General features: G+C 63.0%; 11 protein-coding genes and 1 pseudogene. 11 read left to right on the top strand and 1 reads right to left on the bottom strand.

Annotated features, from left to right (window positions below):
* The 10 genes and pseudogenes from J7E24_RS02815 to J7E24_RS02775 all read left to right on the top strand — a co-directional run.
* Nucleotides 1–245, top strand: a 245-nt coding sequence (locus J7E24_RS02815) for a hypothetical protein (protein ID WP_215134917.1), incomplete at its 5' end; no start/stop codon positions are given.
* Between the two features lie 127 nt (nt 246–372).
* Nucleotides 373–966: an RNA polymerase sigma-70 factor gene (locus J7E24_RS02810; RefSeq protein WP_215134915.1), complete on the top strand. Its 594-nt coding sequence runs from the start codon at nt 373–375 to the stop codon at nt 964–966.
* A 168-nt stretch (nt 967–1,134) separates the two neighbouring features.
* Nucleotides 1,135–2,403, top strand: a complete 1,269-nt coding sequence (locus tag J7E24_RS02805) for a FecR family protein (RefSeq protein WP_215134913.1) — start codon at nt 1,135–1,137, stop codon at nt 2,401–2,403.
* A gap of 29 nt (nt 2,404–2,432) precedes the next feature.
* A pseudogene (locus J7E24_RS17530) lies at nt 2,433–2,885 on the top strand (STN domain-containing protein); the annotation flags it as partial.
* A gap of 178 nt (nt 2,886–3,063) precedes the next feature.
* Nucleotides 3,064–6,180, top strand: coding sequence for a SusC/RagA family TonB-linked outer membrane protein (locus J7E24_RS02800; RefSeq protein ID WP_215134911.1), 3,117 nt, complete (start codon nt 3,064–3,066; stop codon nt 6,178–6,180).
* Nucleotides 6,181–6,192: 12 nt separating this feature from the next.
* The gene (locus tag J7E24_RS02795; RefSeq protein WP_215134909.1) at nt 6,193–7,521 is read left to right on the top strand and encodes a RagB/SusD family nutrient uptake outer membrane protein; all 1,329 of its coding nucleotides are present in this window, start codon (nt 6,193–6,195) and stop codon (nt 7,519–7,521) included.
* Between the two features lie 156 nt (nt 7,522–7,677).
* On the top strand, nt 7,678–8,868 hold the full coding sequence (locus J7E24_RS02790; RefSeq protein WP_215134907.1) for a TlpA disulfide reductase family protein: 1,191 nt from the start codon (nt 7,678–7,680) through the stop codon (nt 8,866–8,868).
* A gap of 170 nt (nt 8,869–9,038) precedes the next feature.
* Nucleotides 9,039–11,279 (top strand): protein-disulfide reductase DsbD family protein, encoded by a 2,241-nt coding sequence (locus J7E24_RS02785; protein WP_215134905.1) that lies wholly within the window; start codon nt 9,039–9,041, stop codon nt 11,277–11,279.
* 55 nt (nt 11,280–11,334) lie between these two features.
* Complete coding sequence (locus tag J7E24_RS02780) at nt 11,335–12,405, top strand: PLP-dependent cysteine synthase family protein (protein ID WP_215134903.1); 1,071 nt, start codon at nt 11,335–11,337, stop codon at nt 12,403–12,405.
* Nucleotides 12,406–12,493: 88 nt separating this feature from the next.
* Nucleotides 12,494–15,469 carry a M16 family metallopeptidase gene (locus J7E24_RS02775; RefSeq protein WP_215134901.1) on the top strand — a complete coding sequence of 992 codons (2,976 nt, stop codon included), beginning with the start codon at nt 12,494–12,496 and terminating at the stop codon, nt 15,467–15,469.
* A 323-nt stretch (nt 15,470–15,792) separates the two neighbouring features.
* Here J7E24_RS02775 and J7E24_RS02770 read toward each other — a convergent pair whose 3' ends face one another.
* Nucleotides 15,793–16,296 (bottom strand): phosphoheptose isomerase, encoded by a 504-nt coding sequence (locus J7E24_RS02770; RefSeq protein ID WP_215134899.1) that lies wholly within the window; start codon nt 16,294–16,296, stop codon nt 15,793–15,795.
* Between the two features lie 168 nt (nt 16,297–16,464).
* On the opposite strand from J7E24_RS02770, the gene J7E24_RS02765 reads away from it, so the two are divergent.
* The gene (locus tag J7E24_RS02765) at nt 16,465–17,454 is read left to right on the top strand and encodes an MBL fold metallo-hydrolase (protein WP_215134897.1); all 990 of its coding nucleotides are present in this window, start codon (nt 16,465–16,467) and stop codon (nt 17,452–17,454) included.
* Nucleotides 17,455–17,731 lie beyond the last annotated feature (277 nt).

The following is a 17,731-nucleotide window of genomic DNA, read 5'->3' as shown; positions in this document are numbered from 1 at the left end:
GGCCCAAAGATACGCCCATACGTACCACCCGTTTACTTATGCAACACTACTTACCACACAAAAGCGCCCCGGCTACTATAGCCGGGGCGCTTTTGTGTGGTAGCCTCTGGTGGATTGAGCGTTGTACACTCAGGCTGCAGCGGCGCATTTTTGCACAGCTTCACGAAACGGCTGTAATACAACCCGTATTTAAAGCTCTATCTTGGTTTAAGATTTTCCCGAACATGGCTGATTTTGGGCTGTGAATAACCCAGGTTGCGAAGCGCAGTTCCGCCCCCAATACCGTGCAGACTGATTATTTGCACAACTTGGGTCAGAAATACTGCTTCCGCTTCGTTTTTTTGCTTCTGCTCTGTCCTGCCAGTTAAGATTATGGGCGCCAGCTCCTTCCCGCCAGATGGTATTCCGGAAGTACCTGCCGGGCAGCCCCAGCCACTGGAGCAGCTTTTTGCGCACTATTACTCCCGGCTGGTTTACTTCTCGTACCAGATAACCGGACAGCAGACGACGGCCGAAGACATTGCCCAGGAGGCATTCATCACGTACTGGCACCAGCGCGAGGAAGTAGCGGCTTCGGAAGCGGCCATAAAGGCGTACTTATACAGCACCGTCAGAAACGCCAGCCTCAACGCCGTACGCCACGCCAAGGTCGTGCAACTGCACCAGGATAAGGCGCAGGCCGCTCCGGTAGCGCCGGAGGCAGAGCCCGATGTAATGCGGACACTGATTAAGGCCGAGGTAGTGGCCGAAATTTATGAAGCGCTGGAGACACTGCCGGCCGGCTGCCGCACCATTATGCGGTTGGGCTACCTCGAAAACAAGAAAAACCACGAAATAGCCGCCGAGTTGGGCATATCGGTGAATACAGTAAAAACCCAGAAGCAGCGCGGGCTGCAGCTGCTACGCCTGCGCCTACGGCCCGAAACCCTGCTGGCCCTGCTGCTGCTCGTCCGCACAACCGGGTAACGCCGGTGGGCGAAACAGCAGGCGCTGCACGGGAACCGATAAACCGGCCGGCCTGAAGTGCGGGAGTGGCCAACTACGCCGCCCCGAAAAAAAGTTAGCTTTTTTTCACCCTCTTTTCACCCGTTTTGTCGGCTTAGGTTTCTTAAGGAAGAATACCCCCTCTCCCTTATGAAACCAACTCAACAAGCCCTCGACGCCGCCCAGCTGCTCGGCCGCTACCTGCGCGGCGAGCTGACGGCCGCCGAGGCCCAGGCCTTCGGGCAGTGGCTGGCCGCCGACCCGCGCAACGCGGCCCTGCTCGACTCGCTGCAGGACGCCGAGGCCCTGCGCGATGAGCTGGCCTTTTTTGCCCGTCTCGACCCTGGCGCCGCCTGGCAGCATGTGGCCCAGCAAACCAGCCAGCCCACCGTGCGCCCCCTGCTGCCCCCACCCAATGCGCCTGAAGAAGCCGACGACCTGCCTACGACCGATGAAAACGCGCCCGCTTGGTGGCAACGCACGGCCTGGCGCGTGGCCGCTGCCGCCGCGCTGCTGCTGGGCCTGGGCACCGCTACCTACGAAATAACCCACCGCCCTACGGCCTCCACAGTAGCTGTGGCCCCGGTGCCGGCCGCCCCTGCTACCAGCGCGCCGGCGAGTGCCCGCGCCCAGCTCAAGCTGGCCAATGGCAAAGTGCTCAACCTCCATGAGCTGCGCAATGGCAGTGTCTGGACCGGTGGCGGCATCCGGGTGTCGCAGCAGGACGGGGTAGTACAGTATGAGGTCGTGGGCAAGGTACCAGCCGGCTCGGCAGTGGCTTACCACACGCTGGCGGCCCCGCGCGGCAGCCGCTACCAGCTGGTGCTGCCCGATGGCAGCCGGGTATGGCTGAACGCAGCCTCGTCGTTGCGCTTCCCCACGGCTTTCGTGGGCAGCCAGCGCCGGGTGGAGCTGACGGGGCAGGCCTATTTTGAGGTGGCGCCCAACAAGCGGCAGCCGTTTCGGGTGCAGGCCGGCGGTACCACGGTACAGGTGCTGGGCACGCACTTCGACGTGATGGCCTACCCCGACGAGCCAGGCGTGCGCACCACCCTGCTCGAAGGCTCGGTGAACATTGAGCGGCGCGGCCGCACGGCGCGGCTGCGGCCGGGCCAGCAGGCAGTGTGCGCGTTGGGCAGCTCCGACATCGTAATCGGGGCGGCCGATATGGAGGCCGCCGTGGCCTGGAAACAGGATTTATTCTCCTTCCGGGGCCACTCGCTGCCCGAGGTAATGCGCCAGCTCAGCCGCTGGTACAACGTGGACGTGCAGTACGCCAGCCAGCTGCCCGAAAGCCACTACAGCGGCCTCATTTCGCGCCGCAGCACGCTGCCCAAGGTGCTGGAGATGCTCACGCTGACCGGCGACGTGCGCTTCGAGCAAAGCGGCCGCACGGTGCGCGTCGAACCAAAAAAATAAAAGGTGGGCAACTGTGAAGCACGGACGGAATGAGTTTCAGGCCCCGCACCCTACTGTCACCCCATCTGCCACATTCTGCACATTTCCCACATTCCGCACATTCCCTTCACATTCCTCACTTCAACTGCTTCCCCTCGCTTATGAAGTTCCCTCTACGCTACTTGGCGCCCGCCACCACCGGCAGCCCGGGCCGGGCTGGTCGGGTGGCCCGCACCACAGTGCTGATTTCGCTGGCCGCCTGTTTGCAGGTGCACGCGCTGGCTTATTCGCAGAACATCAACCTGGAGGTGCGCAACGCGCCGCTGTCGCAGGTGTTCAAGGAAATCAATCGCCAGAGCCGCTACCTCTTCATTTATAATGAGGAGCTGCTGCGCAAGGCCCGGCCCGTCACGGTGTCGGCCCGGCAGCAGCCGCTGGAGCAGGTGCTGGCCGCGTGCTTCGCCGACCAGCCGCTGACCTACGTCATCACCGACAACACGATTGTGGTGAAGCCCCGCGAGACGGCCGCCGCCCCGACAACCTCGGTGCAGCAGGGCCAGCAAACCATCAGCGGCGTAGTGAGCAGCACCAGCGACCAGAAGCCGCTGGAGGGCGCTACCGTGGCCGTGAAGGGCACCACCCGGGGCAGCACCACCGATCGATGCCAGCGGTCGGTTTACGGTGCAGGCCGAAGCGGGCGAAATCCTGGTCTTCAGCTACATCGGCTACATCACCCAGGAAATTCAGGTGGTGGCGGGCCGCACGACGCTCAATATTCCGCTGCAGCCCACCAGCAACCAGATGGACGAGGTGCAGGTGGTGGCCACCGGCTACCAGGAGATTGAAAAGGAGCGCCTCACGGGCTCGGTGGCCTCGCTGAACCGCGAGCAGTACGACCAGCGGGTGGCTGTAACGGGCAACTTTTTGGAGAGCCTGGAGGGCAAGGTGCCCGGCCTGCTGTATAACAGCCAGACCGGCGAGCTGGCCATCCGGGGCGTGTCGACGTTTGATGCCGTGCGCCAGCCGCTGATTGTGCTCAACGGCTTCCCCACCGAAATCGACATCCGCAGCATCAACCCCAACGACATCGTGTCGGTGAACGTGCTGAAGGACGCCGCGGCGGCCTCAATTTACGGCACCCGCGCCTCGAACGGCGTGATTGTGATTGAAACCAAGAGCGGCAAATCGGGTGCGCCGGTGTTCAGCTTGCGCGCCACCTACGGCGTGCAGCCGCGCTCCGACTTCGGCTACCTCAACTACGCCAGCGCCGCCGACTACGCCAACCTGCAGCGCGACTACCTGCTCTCGACCGACGCCACGCGGGCGGGGCTGCGGGCCGGCGTGGGCACGTCGCCGGTGCAGGACGCGGTGTTCGATTTCAAGGAAGGCAAGATTGACCGGGGCGTGCTCGACCAGCGGGTGGCCCAGATTGGCGCCTACGACAACCTGAAGGAGTACGAGCGGCTGTTTTACCGGGCCCGCCAGGCCCGGCAGGTGGATTTCGACATGAGCGGCGGCGGCGAGAAGAACACCTACCTCATCGGCCTCAACTACCTGGGCGAGGAAGACCAGCAGGTGCGCACCGGCAACGAGCGGATTCTGCTGAACCTGGCCAGCACCCACCGTTTCACGAACCGCCTGAGCTTCGAGTTCCGGGGGCGCTACGCCAACACCACCACCAAAAGCCCTTTCCAATCGGCCAGCGGCCTTTCGGGCGAGTACCTGAACAATTTCCTGCCATATGAGCGGCTGGTGGATGAGAACGGCCGGGCCCTGCCCGTGGCGCTGGGGCCGGGCCTCAACCCCAACACGGGCATCAACAACGACTTCAACGAGCAAAACCTGGCCCTGGGCCTCTACGACGGCCGCTACTTCCCGTACCAGGAACTGACGGCCAGCACCAGCAAGCTTAATTCGACCACGCTGCGCCTGCAGGGGCGGCTGCGGGCCGACCTGACCAACTGGCTGAACCTGGATTTGGGCGGCGTGTACGAAGACCAGCCCAGCACCCAGTCGCGGCTGCTGACCGAGGACGCGCTGGTGGTGCGGAGGCTGCTCAACTACAAGGCCGGCAAAGACCCGGTAACCGGCGTGCCGGTGTTTTCGGACCTACCCCGCGGCTCGTTCCTGACCCGCGTGAACGGGCAGACCAAGAGCTACACGCTGCGCGGCCAGCTGAACGCAAACCACAGCAGCGAAAACCTCAAGCACACCATCACGGGCCTGGCGGGCATGGAGGTGCGCAAAATCACGAACTCCGACTTCACCAACACCTTCTTCGGCTATGACGGGCAGACGCTGATTGCCAAGCCCATCAACCAGGTGAACCTGACCTCGTACCGGGCGCCGGTGTTTAAAACGCTGCCCACCGCAAGCCCGGCCACGTTCCCGTTCAGCAGCTACTTCAACGAGCGCTACAACGACCAGCGCTTCGTGTCGTTCTACGGCAACGCGGCCTACACCTACTTCGACCGCTACACGCTCACCGGCAGCATCCGGCTCGATAAGTCGAACCTGTTCGGGACCGACCCCGAGTACCGCAACAACCCGTTTTACTCGGTGGGCGCCAACTGGCGCATGAAGCAGGAGAATTTCCTGCACGACACCGAATGGGTGGATGAGCTGAAGCTGCGCCTAGCCTACGGCCTGAACGGCAACGTGCCCACCAGCAACAGCGGCCGGTTCCTGGTGCTTACGTCGGACCTCAACTACTACCTCGACCCGGTGCAGCAGTACTACGACGTGCTGGCGCCCCGCAACCAGTCGATTCGCTGGGAGAAGACCAAGAACTACAACGCCGGCCTCGACTACGCGCTGTTCGGCGGCCGCCTGTACGGGGCGGTGGATTACTACCTGAAGAACTCGGACGACATTTTCGGGCAGTACGCCGCCGACCCCACGCTGGGCTTCAATGAGTACCGCGCCAACACGGCCGCCATCCGCAACCGGGGCCTCGAGTTTAGCGTGAACAGCCTGAACCTGCGGGCCCAGGACTTCTCGTGGCGCACCCAGCTGACGGCTTCGTTCAACAAAAACGAGGTAACGAAGGTGAAAACCGTGACCGGCGACCCCGATGGCGCCCCGCTGATTTCGGTGCTCAGCCTGCAGCAGGGCTACCCGGTGAATGCGCTGTTTGCCTACCGCTACGCCGGCCTGAACGCGCTGGGCCAGCCCGAAATTTTTGGGCAGGACGGCACCCGGCGCCTGCTGACGCTGTCGGGCACCGGCTCGGAAAGCATCACGCTGGCCGACCTGGAGTACAAGGGCAGCACCACGCCGCGCTACGTGCTGGGCCTGAACAACCAGCTGAGCTACAAGAATTTCGACCTGTACTTCCTGTTCATGTACTACGGCGGCTACGTGATGCGCGTGGAGGCCCCCGACCCGCTACAGGTGCAGGGAATCGGCGGCGCCGGCCGCGTGCAGCAGGGCGCTACTGACTACTGGCAGCAGCCCGGCGACGAGCAGACGACCCGCGTGCCCGGCTTCTCGCCCGGCCTGGGCGAGCCCGGCTACTTCGACGACTACACCCGCTCGGCCTACGGTTTCGCCGGCGACTTCGTGCGCAAAGCCGACAATATCCGCCTGCGCGACATCGTGCTGAGCTACAACCTCAAGTCGGCCTTCTTTACCAACCTGGGCCTGGAGCGCACCCAGCTGCGGGGCCAGGTGCAGAACGCGTTCAACTACACGTTCAGCGGCAACGACATCGACCCCGACGCCATCGACCGGCGCGACGGTACCCGCCTGCTGCGGCCCAAGCCCTTCTACAGCCTGTCGCTCTACGCCAACTTCTAAGCCCGCCCGACCATGAAAAACCTTCGTTTACTGGCCGCATTGCCCCTGGCGGCCCTGGCCCTGACGGGCTGCGAGAAGTACCTCGACGTGAAGCCCAAGGGCCTGGTGATTCCCCAGCAGGTAGCCGACTACGAGCTGCTACTCAACTCGCCGGCCCTGAACCAGACCTTCCCGCTGGCCATGCTCTATATGAGTGACGACGTGCAGGAGCCCAGCCTGACCAAGCAGGCCGGCACGAGCCTGGCCAACGCCTACTTCTGGAACCCCAACCTCGATGTGGAGCAGGAATCGAGCCCGCTGGTGTGGGGCCCGGCCTACCGGTCCATTTACAACGCCAACGTCATCATCAGCCAGGTGCTTGATGCTACCGACGGCACGGCCCAAAAGCGTCAGCAGGTGCTGGGCGAGGCCCTGGTGATGCGCGCCGACCTGTATTTCAACCTGCTCACGGTGTTTGCCAAGGCCTACAACCCGGCCACCGCCGCCACCGACCCCGGCGTGCCCTTCGTAACGAGCATCGACGTGACGGACGCTACGCCCCCGCGCATGCCGGTGCAAACAATGCTCGACACGCTGCGCCAGAACCTGCTGCGCGCCGCCGCCGTGCTGCCGCCCACCAACGTGAATCGGGCCCGCGTAACCAAGTACGTGGCCTACGGGATGCTGGCGCGCATCAGCCTGTACATGCAGGACTACGCCGGCGCCAAAACCTACGCCGAAAACGCCCTGCAAGCCCCCCACCAGCTCAACGACTACAACGAGTTCAATATCCCCGTCGACTCGGAGGACCCCGAAATTCTGTGGCTGCGGCAGGCCGATGATATTGGCGGCCTTTTCTTCCTGAACTACTCGCCTGACCTGCTGGCCCTCTACGAGCCCGACGACTTGCGGGCCCAGCTGCTGGCGTTCGATATCGGGACGGGCTTCGTGTATGGGCGGTTTGACTACGGCATTCACGGCATTAGCTTCGCCGAAATGCTGCTGATTCGGGCCGAGGCACTGGCCCGCGCCGGGCAGGCCGCCCAGGCGCTGGCGGTGCTGGAAGAGCTGCGCGCAAAGCGCATCGATGCCGGCAGCTACGAGCCGCTGGAAGTGGGCACCGGCCCCGAGGCCCTGGCCACCGTGCTGCTGGAGCGCCGCCGCGAGCTGCCCTTCCGCGGCACCCGCTGGCAGGACATGAAGCGCCTCGACGAGCAGGGCCGCATGCCCGGCGCGGGCCAGCGCCTCGACCCCGAAGGCCAGGTGCTGGAAACGCTGCCGCCCCGCAGCCCGCGCTACACCTTCGAAATTCCGGCGCGGGTGCTGCGCTTCAACCCCGGCATGGTGCGCAACCACCCGTAGCCAGTTGTTTGCCCCCCCCTTGTCATCCTGAGCGAAGCGAAGGACCTTATTAGGCTTGAAAGACCTGCTATGACCGCTCAGGTGTGATGAGGTCCTTCGCTCCGCTCAGGATGACAGGCGGTTTCCCATCCATTCCTACTCATCCTTTTCCCTGACATGAAAAACCTGCTTTTCCTTTCTTCCCTCCTGCTGGCCTCGTGCTCGGCCGTGGCCCAGAACCAGTACACCATCGACGGCCGGGTGGCCAACGCCCCCGACGGGCTGAAGGTATACCTGCAGGACACCCAATGGCCCGACCCGCACATGGTCGACAGCACCGTTATTCAAAACGGCCGCTTTATGTTCAAGGGCAAGCTGGCCGGCCCCGATTTGCACCGCATTATTATCGACAAAACGCCGAAGGGAGAAAAGACCTCCCAGCGTAACTGGCTGATGTCGAGCTTCTACTTGGAGAACTCGCCCATCAGCTACGCCGGCAACCTCGACAGCCTGCCCACCTTCTACTACAAGCGCGACCGGGTAGTGGCCCAGCCCCGCATTACCGGCTCGGCCACCGAAAACCAGGCTGCGGCCCTGCGCGAGTCGCTGGCCCCGCTGGGCAAGCAACTGACCGCCGTGAATAAGCAGTACACCGACGAGTTCCACATCCCCGCGATGGAGGGCAAGTTTAACACCCCGGTGGGCATCAAGCTGGCGAAGCAGGAGTGGGCGCTCAACGACCAGCTGCGCGAGCGGAAAATGGCCTTTATTAAGGCCAACCCTAAATCGGTGGTGGCCTACGACCAGGCCAACTACTTTTTGAGCGGCATGTTCGTGGATATGACCGTGAAGCAGATTGAGGAGCTGCAGGCCGCCGTGGCGAAGGGCTGGGCCGGCACGCCGCGCCTGGCCGCCTTCAACGAGAAGGCCGAGAAAGCCAAGCGCACTGCCATCGGCACCAAGTACCAGGATTTCACCCTGACCACGCCCGAGGGCAAGGCGGTGAAGCTGTCGAGCTACGTGCCCAAGGACAAGTACACGCTGCTGGAGTTCTGGGCCTCGTGGTGCGGCCCCTGCCGGGCCGAAATTCCGCACCTGCGCAACGTGTACGAAACCAAGGGCAAGAACTTCCAGATTGTGAGCATCTCGTTTGATGAAAAGGATGCCGACTGGCGCAAGGCCATGAAGGAGGAAGGCATGGTGTGGCCCCAGCTGGTGGACACCCGGGGTTTCGAGGGCGACATTGCCAAAGCTTACGGCATCCTGGGCATTCCCTTCAGCCTGATGCTCGACAAGCAAGGCCGCATCATGCGCGTGGAAATGCGCGGCGCCTACCTCGACGCCACCCTGCAGGATTTGAAAATCTGAGTTGAAACGCCCATACGTTGTCATGCTGAGCGCAGCACAGCGAAGCCGAAGCATCTCGCGTGCAAGGCTAATTAAATGTCAGAAGTTACTACTGCACGCGAGATGCTTCGACAAGCTCAGCATGACAACGTGCCTGATTACCTTACCTGCCCGTCTACCCTCCCTTCCGCATGAAAAAACTGTTTTTGCTGCTCTGCCTGCTCCTCACCGCCGGGCTTACCCAAGCCCAGATTCTGCGGCCGGTGAAGTGGAGCTTCGGGGCCAAGGTCACCGGCGGCGCCAGCGCCACGCTGAGCTTCACGGCCAACATCGACCCCAACTGGCATATTTACTCGCTGAATGTGAAGCCGGGCGGGCCGGTGGCTACTTCGTTCGAGTTTGAGAAGGGCGCGGGCTATGTGCTGACTGGCAAGCCCAAGGAAGCCACCAAGCCGCACACGGCCTACGAGGAAATGTTCGGCATGGAAATCTCCTCGTTCGAGGAGCAGGCCACCTTCACCCAAACCGTGCGCCTGACGGCCCCCACGGCCACCATCAAGGGCACGCTCACCTACATGGTCTGCGACGACCAGCGCTGCCTGCCGCCCGAGGACGTACCATTCAGCATCACCGTTTCGGTACCGGCCAGCGCCCTCACCGAGGCGCCCGCCACGGCTGCCGAACCGAAAGCGGCCGAGCCCAAAACCACCGCTGCTGCCCCTGCTACGGCCACGCCGGCCAAAACCACGCCGGCCGCTTCGTCGGCGGCCCCCACTACCAGCACCACGCCAGCCACTGCAGCCGCAGCCGTTACCGCGCCGGCCCAGGCCCAGGTGGTACCAACGTCTGGTGCTGCAACCGCTCCGGCTGCCACCGATACCGCCGCTGCAACGGGGGCGTCGGAGGTAGCCGGAGCTACGGTGGCGCCGGCCGCCGATGCCACGTTACCGGCCGGGGCGCCGGTAGCGGAGGAGGCGCCTTCGTCGTTGTGGGCGATTTTCCTGGCGGGTTTTGTGGGCGGACTGGCGGCCCTGCTGATGCCCTGCATCTTCCCGCTGCTGCCGTTTACGGTTAGCTACTTCACCAAGCAGGACCACTCGCGCAGCAAATCCGTGGGCCGGGCCGCCATCTACGGGCTCAGCATCATCGTCATTTACGTGGCCCTGGGGCTCTTGATTACGGTGCTGTTCGGGGCCGATGCGCTGAACGAGCTGGCCACCAACGGCATCTTCAACTTCCTGTTTTTTGCCTTGCTGCTCGTGTTTGCCGCCTCGTTCCTGGGCGCTTTCGAGCTGACGCTGCCCAGCTCCTGGGTGAACAAGGCCGATGCCCGCGCCGACCAGGGCGGCCTGACGGGCCTGTTCTTTATGGCCGCCACGCTGGCGCTGGTGTCGTTTTCGTGCACCGGCCCCATCATCGGGACGCTGCTGGTGCAGGCTGCTACTACCGGGCAGTACCTGGGGCCGGCCATCGGCATGCTGGGCTTCTCGCTGGCGCTGGCGCTGCCCTTCACGCTGTTTGCTTTGTTCCCGACCTGGCTGAAGGCGCTGCCCAAATCGGGCGGCTGGCTGAACTCGGTGAAGGTGGTGCTGGGCTTTCTGGAGCTGGCGCTGGCCCTTAAGTTCCTCTCCAATGTCGATTTAGCCTACCATTGGGAGTGGTTCGACCGTGAGGTATTCCTGGCGCTGTGGATTATCATTTTCGGGCTGCTGGGCTTTTATCTGCTGGGCAAATTGCCGCTGGCCCACGACGGCAGCGCGCCGGCCGGTGGCCTGTCGGTGACGCGGCTGCTGCTGGCCGTGCTCACGCTCTCGTTCACCATGTACCTGGTGCCGGGTTTGTGGGGCGCGCCGCTCAAGGCCGTGGCCGCCTTCCTGCCGCCCCAGCACACCCAGGATTTCGACCTCTACACGCCCTCGCTCGGCGGCGGCCCGGTTTCGGCCGGCCCCGCCACGCCGCGCCCGGCCCACAAGTACGCCGACCTGTTCCACTCGCCGCTGGGCCTCGATGCCTACTTCGACTACGATGAAGCCCGCGCCGCTGCCCAGGCCGCCGGCAAGCCGCTGCTGATTGACTTCACCGGCCACGCCTGCGTGAACTGCCGCAAGATGGAAGCCACGGTGTGGCCCGACCCGCGCGTGCTCCAGCGCCTGCGCCAGGATTACGTGCTGGTGCAGCTGTACGTGGACGACAAAACGGAGCTGCCCGTGGCCGAGCACACCACGTCGGCGTTCAGCGGCAAGCCCATCCGCACCATTGCCAACAAGTGGAGCGACTTCCAGGCCAGCCGCTACCAGGCCAACTCGCAGCCCTACTACGTGCTGCTCGACCCGGCCACCGAAAAGGTGCTCACCCCGCCCCAGGGCGCCAACTACGACGCCGACAACTTCGTGAACTTTCTCGACAGCGGCCTGCGGGCTTTCGGTAAATAAGCCATCCCCGCCCACGCCCTAACCACTAAGCACCAAGCGTTAAGCTCTCCATTCTATGTGGACCCAACTTACTGCCGCTGCCACTCTGGCACCGGAGTTACAGACCACTTTTGACCGGTTTTGGCTGCTGGTGGGCAACACGCCCATGGTGGCGCTGCACTACCGCTACCAAGGCGAGGCGGGCACCATCTATGCCAAGTGCGAGCACTACAACCTGACGGGCAGCCTCAAGGACCGTATGGCTCTCTACATTCTGCAGAAGGCCTACGCGCTGGGCCAGATCCGGCCCGGCGACACCATTGTGGAGGCCACCAGCGGCAACACCGGCATTGCCTTTGCGGCCATTGGTCGGGCGCTGGGCCACCCGGTCCGCATTATCATGCCCGACTGGCTGAGCCGGGAGCGAAGCGACATCATTCGCTCGTTGGGGGCCGAGGTTACACTCGTCAGCAAGGCCCAGGGGGGCTTTTTGGGCAGCATTGAACTGGCAGAGGACATGGCGGCCGCCGACCCGCGCGTGTTTCTGACACGCCAGTTTGAGAACTGCTACAACGCCGAGGCCCACGCCCGCACCACCGGGCCCGAAATTGCGGCCCAGCTGGCCAGCGTCGGCCGGCAGCCCACGGCTTTCGTGGCCGGCGTGGGCACGGGCGGTACCGTTATGGGCGTCGGGCGCTACCTGCGTACGCACTTCCCTCAGGTACATATTCATCCGCTCGAACCGGCCGAATCGCCTACGCTCACCACCGGGTATAAGGTAGGCTCCCACCGCATCCAGGGCATCAGCGACGAGTTTATCCCGGCCATTGTGCAGCTCGATGAGCTCGATGAGGTGGTACAGGCCTCCGATGGCGATGCTATTCTGGTGGCCCAGCAGCTGGCCCGGCAGCTGGGGCTGGCCGTCGGCATTTCGTCGGGCGCCAACGTGATTGGGGCTATCCGGCTGGCGGCCAGGCTGGGCCCCGCGGCAACCGTAGTAACGCTGCTCTGCGACAGCAACAAAAAGTACCTCAGTACCGACCTGCTGCGCGAAGAGCCCGTGCGGCCCGGTTATCTGGCTCCCGAGCTTACCTGGCTGCATTACCAGCCCATCGACCGGCTGGCGGCTGCCGGTGGGCCAGCCTAGCAGCCCTGCTTCTGCTTCAACCTTGCTTCAACCCTGCTCTCATTTCACGTTAAAAGTCCGGCGTGCCGGGCGTTACTTTCCCACTCGTATGCTTCGTACCTTCTCTTTCGTGCTCGTAGCCGGCGCGCTGCTGGCCACTCCATTGTCGGTGGTGGCCCAGGCCAAAAAGCCGGCCGGCCGCAGCGCCAAAGCCACGCCCGGCCCCGTTATGGGTGCCCGGCTCGTGGAGCGCATTTCGGCCAATCCCGGCCAGCTACTGATTCCGTACAGCAAGTATGTGCTGCCTAACGGCCTCACGCTCATCGTTACGGAAGACCACTCCGACCCGCTGGTGCACGTGGATATAACCTACCACGTGGGGTCGGCGCGGGAGCAGATCGGCAAGTCGGGCTTCGCGCACTTCTTTGAGCACATGATGTTTGAGGGCTCTGATAACGCGCCAGAGGGCACGTTCGACCGGCTGATTTTCGGCTCCGGCGGTACGCTCAACGGCTCTACTACCCGCGACCGGACCAACTATTACGAAACCATTCCCAGCAACCAGCTGGAGATGGTGCTGTGGCTGGAGGCCGACCGTATGGGCTTTCTGCTCGATGCGGTTACCCAGGAAAAATTTGAGATTCAGCGCGCTACCGTCAAGAACGAGCGGGGCCAGAACATCGACAACCAGCCCTACGGCCAGGCCAGCGAGTATCTGGACCGGGCGCTCTATCCCTACGGCCACCCCTACTCCTGGCCCACTATCGGCTACCTCAAAGACCTGGATAACTCCGACGTAAATGACCTCAAGGATTTCTTTCTGCGCTGGTACGGCCCCAACAACGCTACTCTGACAATAGGCGGCGACGTGCAGACGGCCCAGGTGGTGAAGCTGGTGGAGAAGTACTTCGGCACTATTCACAAGGGCCCCGCCGTACAGAACATGAAGGTAGCCGAGCCGGTGCTGGCCCAGGACCGGTATGTGAGCTACCCCGATGAGGTGCTGTACCCGATGCTGCAAATGGTATTTCCGAGCGTGCCCAGCAACCACCCCGACGAGCTGGCCCTGGAGGCGCTGGCCGAAATCATTGGCCAGGGCAACAACTCCCTGCTCTACAAAAACCTGGAAAAGCCCCAGCTGGCCGTCGAGGCAACGGCCTACAATAGCTCCTCGGAGCTGGCCGGCGAATTCACCCTGCTCGCCTTGGCGCCCGAAGGCCAGCGCCTCGACAGCACCGACGCACGCCTGCGCCGGACGCTGGCCGAGTTTGCCCGCACCGGCCCCAGCCAGGAAGCCATCCGGCGCTTTAAGGCCAGCCGCGAGGCACAGCTAGTGGGCAGCCTGGCCAGCGTGAGTGGCAAGGTGAGCCGGCTGGCCGCCAACCAAACGTTTACGGGCAACGCCAACTATTTGGGGGTAGAGCAGCAGCGCCTGCAGGCCCTTACGGCGGCCGATGTGCAGCGGGTATTTGCCAAATACGTGCAGGGCAAGCCCGCCGTGGTTCTGAGCGTAGTGCCCAAAACCAAGCCCGAGCTGGTGGCCCGCGCCGATAATTACACCGTGGACCCTACCGGCTACCGCGCACCCAAAGACGAGTACGCGGGCCTGAGCTACCAAAAGGCCCGCGACACATTCGACCGGAGCCGGCAGCCCCAGCCGGGCCCCAACCCGGTGGTACAGGTGCCGGCGCTGTGGCAGGATACGCTGGCCAACGGCCTTAAAATCATCGGCACCCGCAACACCGAAATTCCGTCGGTTACGCTGCTGCTGACTTTGCGCGGGGGCCATCGGCTTCAGCAGGGCAACCTGGCCCAGGCAGGCCTGGCCAGCCTCACGGCCCGCATGCTGAACGAGGGCACCCGGCAGTATAGCGGGGAAGAGTTCAGCGCTATGCTCAAGCGCATGGGCAGCACCGTTTCGGCCAGCGCCAACGACGACAACACGCTGATTTACGTGAAGTCGCTGACCAAAAACCTGCCCGCTACGCTGGCCCTTCTGCAAGAGCTGCTGCTGCACCCGCGCTTCGCCCCAGTCGATTTTGACCGCATAAAGCAGCAGACGCTGCAGCAGATTGCCGACCAAACCACCCAGCCTGGCACCATTGCCGATAAGCTGTATGGCCGCCTGCTCTACGGTCCGGCCAGCATCATGAGTGTATTTACTTCGGGCACGGCGGCTTCCGTGGCCAGCCTGACCCTGGATGATGTGAAACGCTTTTATCAGCAGAGCTACGCCCCTAATGTGGGTGCGCTCGTGATTGTGGGCGACGTAACTGAGGAGCAGATATTACCTCAGCTGGCCTTCCTGAAGGCCTGGCCGCGCCAGCAGGTGGCCATGCCGCCGGCTCCGGCCGCGCTACCCCAGCCCGATAAGGCGCGCCTTTACTTCGTTGAGAAGCCCGGCGCGCCGCAGTCAGAAATTCGGGTTGGCTACCTATCCGCACTGCCCTACGATGCCACCGGCCCTTACTACCGCGCTTTCCTGGCCAATTACCCGCTGGGCGGAGCCTTCAACTCGCGTCTCAATTCCAACCTGCGCGAAAAGAAGGGCTACACTTACGGGGCGTTTTCCTCTTTCCAGAGCACGCACGCCCCGGGCCCATTTACGGCCTACGCCAGCGTGCGGGCCGATGCTACTGCCCCGGCCCTGCAGGAGATGGTAGAGGAAATCCGGAATTTCCGCAAGGGCATTACGCCCGAGGAGCTGGCGCGCCTGAAAACTTCGGTAGGCCAGAGTGACGCGCTCAAGTATGAAACCGGCCTGCAAAAAGCCCTGTTTCTCAACCGCTTGCTCGACTATAACCTGCCGCCCAACTACGTAACCCAGCAGGCCGCTATTCTCAAAAGCCTTACCCAGGCCGATGTGCAGGCTGCGGCCCAGCAATACCTGCCCGAAAACCTCTATTATGTGGTGGTTGGCGATAAGGCGCAACTCCCTGCCCTGCAGGCCCTGGGCTATGAGGTAGTTGAGCTGAATGGGGAAGGCGAACCGCTGACCGCAACGGCTTCTGCGGCGGTGGCTCCTGACGCCGCTGCTCCGGCAGAAGCGCCTGTTGGCAAACAGAAGAAAAAGCGCAAAAAGTAAGCTTGCTGCTGAACTCCTGCCGACAAATGTCTGCCTCATAAAAACCCAAAGCAGCAGTTCAGCAGCCACTTCTGCCATACGTGGCAGCTCTACCGGCAGTGCATCTTCCGTGTCGCACTGCCTTGGGGGTTACTACATCCTGGCAAGGTGCAATAAGTGCCTGCCAGCATTTGCGCACCCCATTTAGTGTGGCGCGCTACCTGGCCAAAACAGGTGGGGCCGGCGGTGTCTGCTACTACCATACAAAAGCGCCCCGGCTGTAGTAGCCGGGGCGCTCTTGCGTGCTGCCTTATTGGTCTAGGTGGCTGGCCGCCGCTGTGGTGTTAACGGTTGAAATCGTCCTGCACGCGCACGATGTCGTCCTCATCAGAGGGGTGGGCGGCATCGGTGTGCTGCCATATTTCGGCCACGATACCCCAGTTGCCCAGCCCGACGAGGCGGTGTCGCTCGCCCTGCCGGAGCGTAATCTGCTCGCCGGCATTGTAGGTTCTCAGTTCCCCTTCCTGGTCGGTGTCGCTGATGACGATGCCCACCGGGCCACTGACCACACGCCAGATTTCGGCCCGGCGGTGGTGGTACTGCCACGAAAGGCGCTGCTGCGGAGCTACCAGCAGAATTTTGGGGCTTAGCTGGCCGGCAATCCGCAGTTCGTCTATCGCCAAGCCAGCAAAGTACTGGTTGGCAAACCGCTGAGTCTGCGCGTCATCGAGCACAAAGAAACCGCCCCAGGGCCGGGCCAGGTCCTCGTGCCTGATTCGGAAACCATCAATTTCCAGCTGCTGGCGGGTTTCCAGAAAGCGGGCAATTTTGTCGGAGCTGGTAACCATAGATGCCTTAAAGCCGCCAATGTGAAGTTCTGGCGGCCGGGTGAAGGCGCTAAAGTAGCGGATTGTCTGATTTGAATCATTATGCAGACTCGCTTGCCAACGCAGCAAGGCAAATCAAAATGGGGGCAGGCACGTACTATTGGCATCCTTCTACTTCACTGCCTTCCTATGAAACAAGTAGCTCCCGGCGTTCATCAGCTTACTATCCAACGCTTTGTAAATGTCTATTTTATTGAAACCGGCCGGCCCGGCGAGTGGGTGCTGGTGGATACCGGCCTACCGGGCTCGGCACAGGCCATAGTCGCGGCCGCCGACGAGCTGTTTTATCCTGGCACCCACCCCGAGGCCATCATCCTCACCCACGGCCACCTCGACCACTCCGGCTCGGCACAGGCGCTGGCTGAACACTGGAAGGTACCGGTATTAGCGCACGCATTGGAGCTGCCCTTCCTCACAGCCCGGGCCGTGTATCCGCCCGCCGACCCAACGGTGGCTGGCGGTGGCTCGCTGGCCTTCGTAGCCCGGTTTTTCCCGCCCCAGTCGTTTCAGCTCTCCGACTACGTGCAACAGTTGCCCGCCAACGACCTCGACCCGCCCTTTCTGCCCGACTGGCAGTGGCACCACGTACCCGGCCATGCTCCGGGCCAGGTTGCGCTGTTCCGCGAGAAAGACCGTACGCTACTGGGAGCCGATGCGTTTGCCACCTGCAACCACGAGTCGGTGCCGGCAGTGCTCCTGCAACTGGAAGACATTAGTATCGCGGGGGCTCCGTTCAACTACGACTGGCAGCAGGTGGGCGAATCCATCCGACAATTGGCCGACCTGCGCCCCGAGGCTATTGGCTGCGGCCACGGTCCGGCCATGCCAGGGCCCGGTGCCGGCACCGGCCTGCGCCAACTGGCCGACGAGTTCCGCATACCAGCTCATGGTCGCTACGTGCAACATCCCGCCCGCCTCGATGCCAATGGCGTAGCCTATCTGCCCCCCGCGCCCCACGACCCAATTCGGGCCAAGTTTGGCCTAGCGGCCGCGGCGCTGGGGGCGCTGGTGGGCGCAGCATGGCTCGTGAAATCGTATCAGAAAAAGCAGCAGAACCAATACCCGCGCCCTAAAGCCGGTGAACCCAAGCGCTTCCGCACCGAGGAAGTAGCCCGCTGAACATTGGACTACCGTACTGTTGCTGATCTGTTAGCCTGCGCGTTATATGGCAGGCTAACCAGGCTGCCACCAACGAAGACCAGCAACTTAGTCCGGGTGTGAGCCATTGGCCTGATGACGTATTCGGTGAGCCTCGCGCACTTCAGCCACATTATTACACTTCCGTTGAAGATATTCAGCTTGGCGGCTGTGGGCGGGGCCGGCGGGGCAACAACACTAATGGCATTACGCTGATAGCGGTGCTCAGCCACGTTCAGATCATGAGCGGCGAAGCGCA

Source organism: Hymenobacter sp. ISL-91 (assembly GCF_018613725.1).
In the GTDB taxonomy this organism is placed as follows: domain Bacteria; phylum Bacteroidota; class Bacteroidia; order Cytophagales; family Hymenobacteraceae; genus Hymenobacter.
This window is presented reverse-complemented; position numbering and strand designations above follow the sequence as displayed.

Coding starts and splice junctions, on each gene's coding strand:
- J7E24_RS02810 (WP_215134915.1), top strand. CDS start 373: ATGGGCGCCAGCTCCTTCCCGCCAGATGGTATTCCGGAAGTACCTGCC.
- J7E24_RS02765 (WP_215134897.1), top strand. CDS start 16,465: ATGAAACAAGTAGCTCCCGGCGTTCATCAGCTTACTATCCAACGCTTT.
- J7E24_RS02790 (WP_215134907.1), top strand. CDS start 7,678: ATGAAAAACCTGCTTTTCCTTTCTTCCCTCCTGCTGGCCTCGTGCTCG.
- J7E24_RS02785 (WP_215134905.1), top strand. CDS start 9,039: ATGAAAAAACTGTTTTTGCTGCTCTGCCTGCTCCTCACCGCCGGGCTT.
- J7E24_RS02795 (WP_215134909.1), top strand. CDS start 6,193: ATGAAAAACCTTCGTTTACTGGCCGCATTGCCCCTGGCGGCCCTGGCC.
- J7E24_RS02805 (WP_215134913.1), top strand. CDS start 1,135: ATGAAACCAACTCAACAAGCCCTCGACGCCGCCCAGCTGCTCGGCCGC.
- J7E24_RS02770 (WP_215134899.1), bottom strand. CDS start 16,296: ATGGTTACCAGCTCCGACAAAATTGCCCGCTTTCTGGAAACCCGCCAG.
- J7E24_RS02775 (WP_215134901.1), top strand. CDS start 12,494: ATGCTTCGTACCTTCTCTTTCGTGCTCGTAGCCGGCGCGCTGCTGGCC.
- J7E24_RS02780 (WP_215134903.1), top strand. CDS start 11,335: ATGTGGACCCAACTTACTGCCGCTGCCACTCTGGCACCGGAGTTACAG.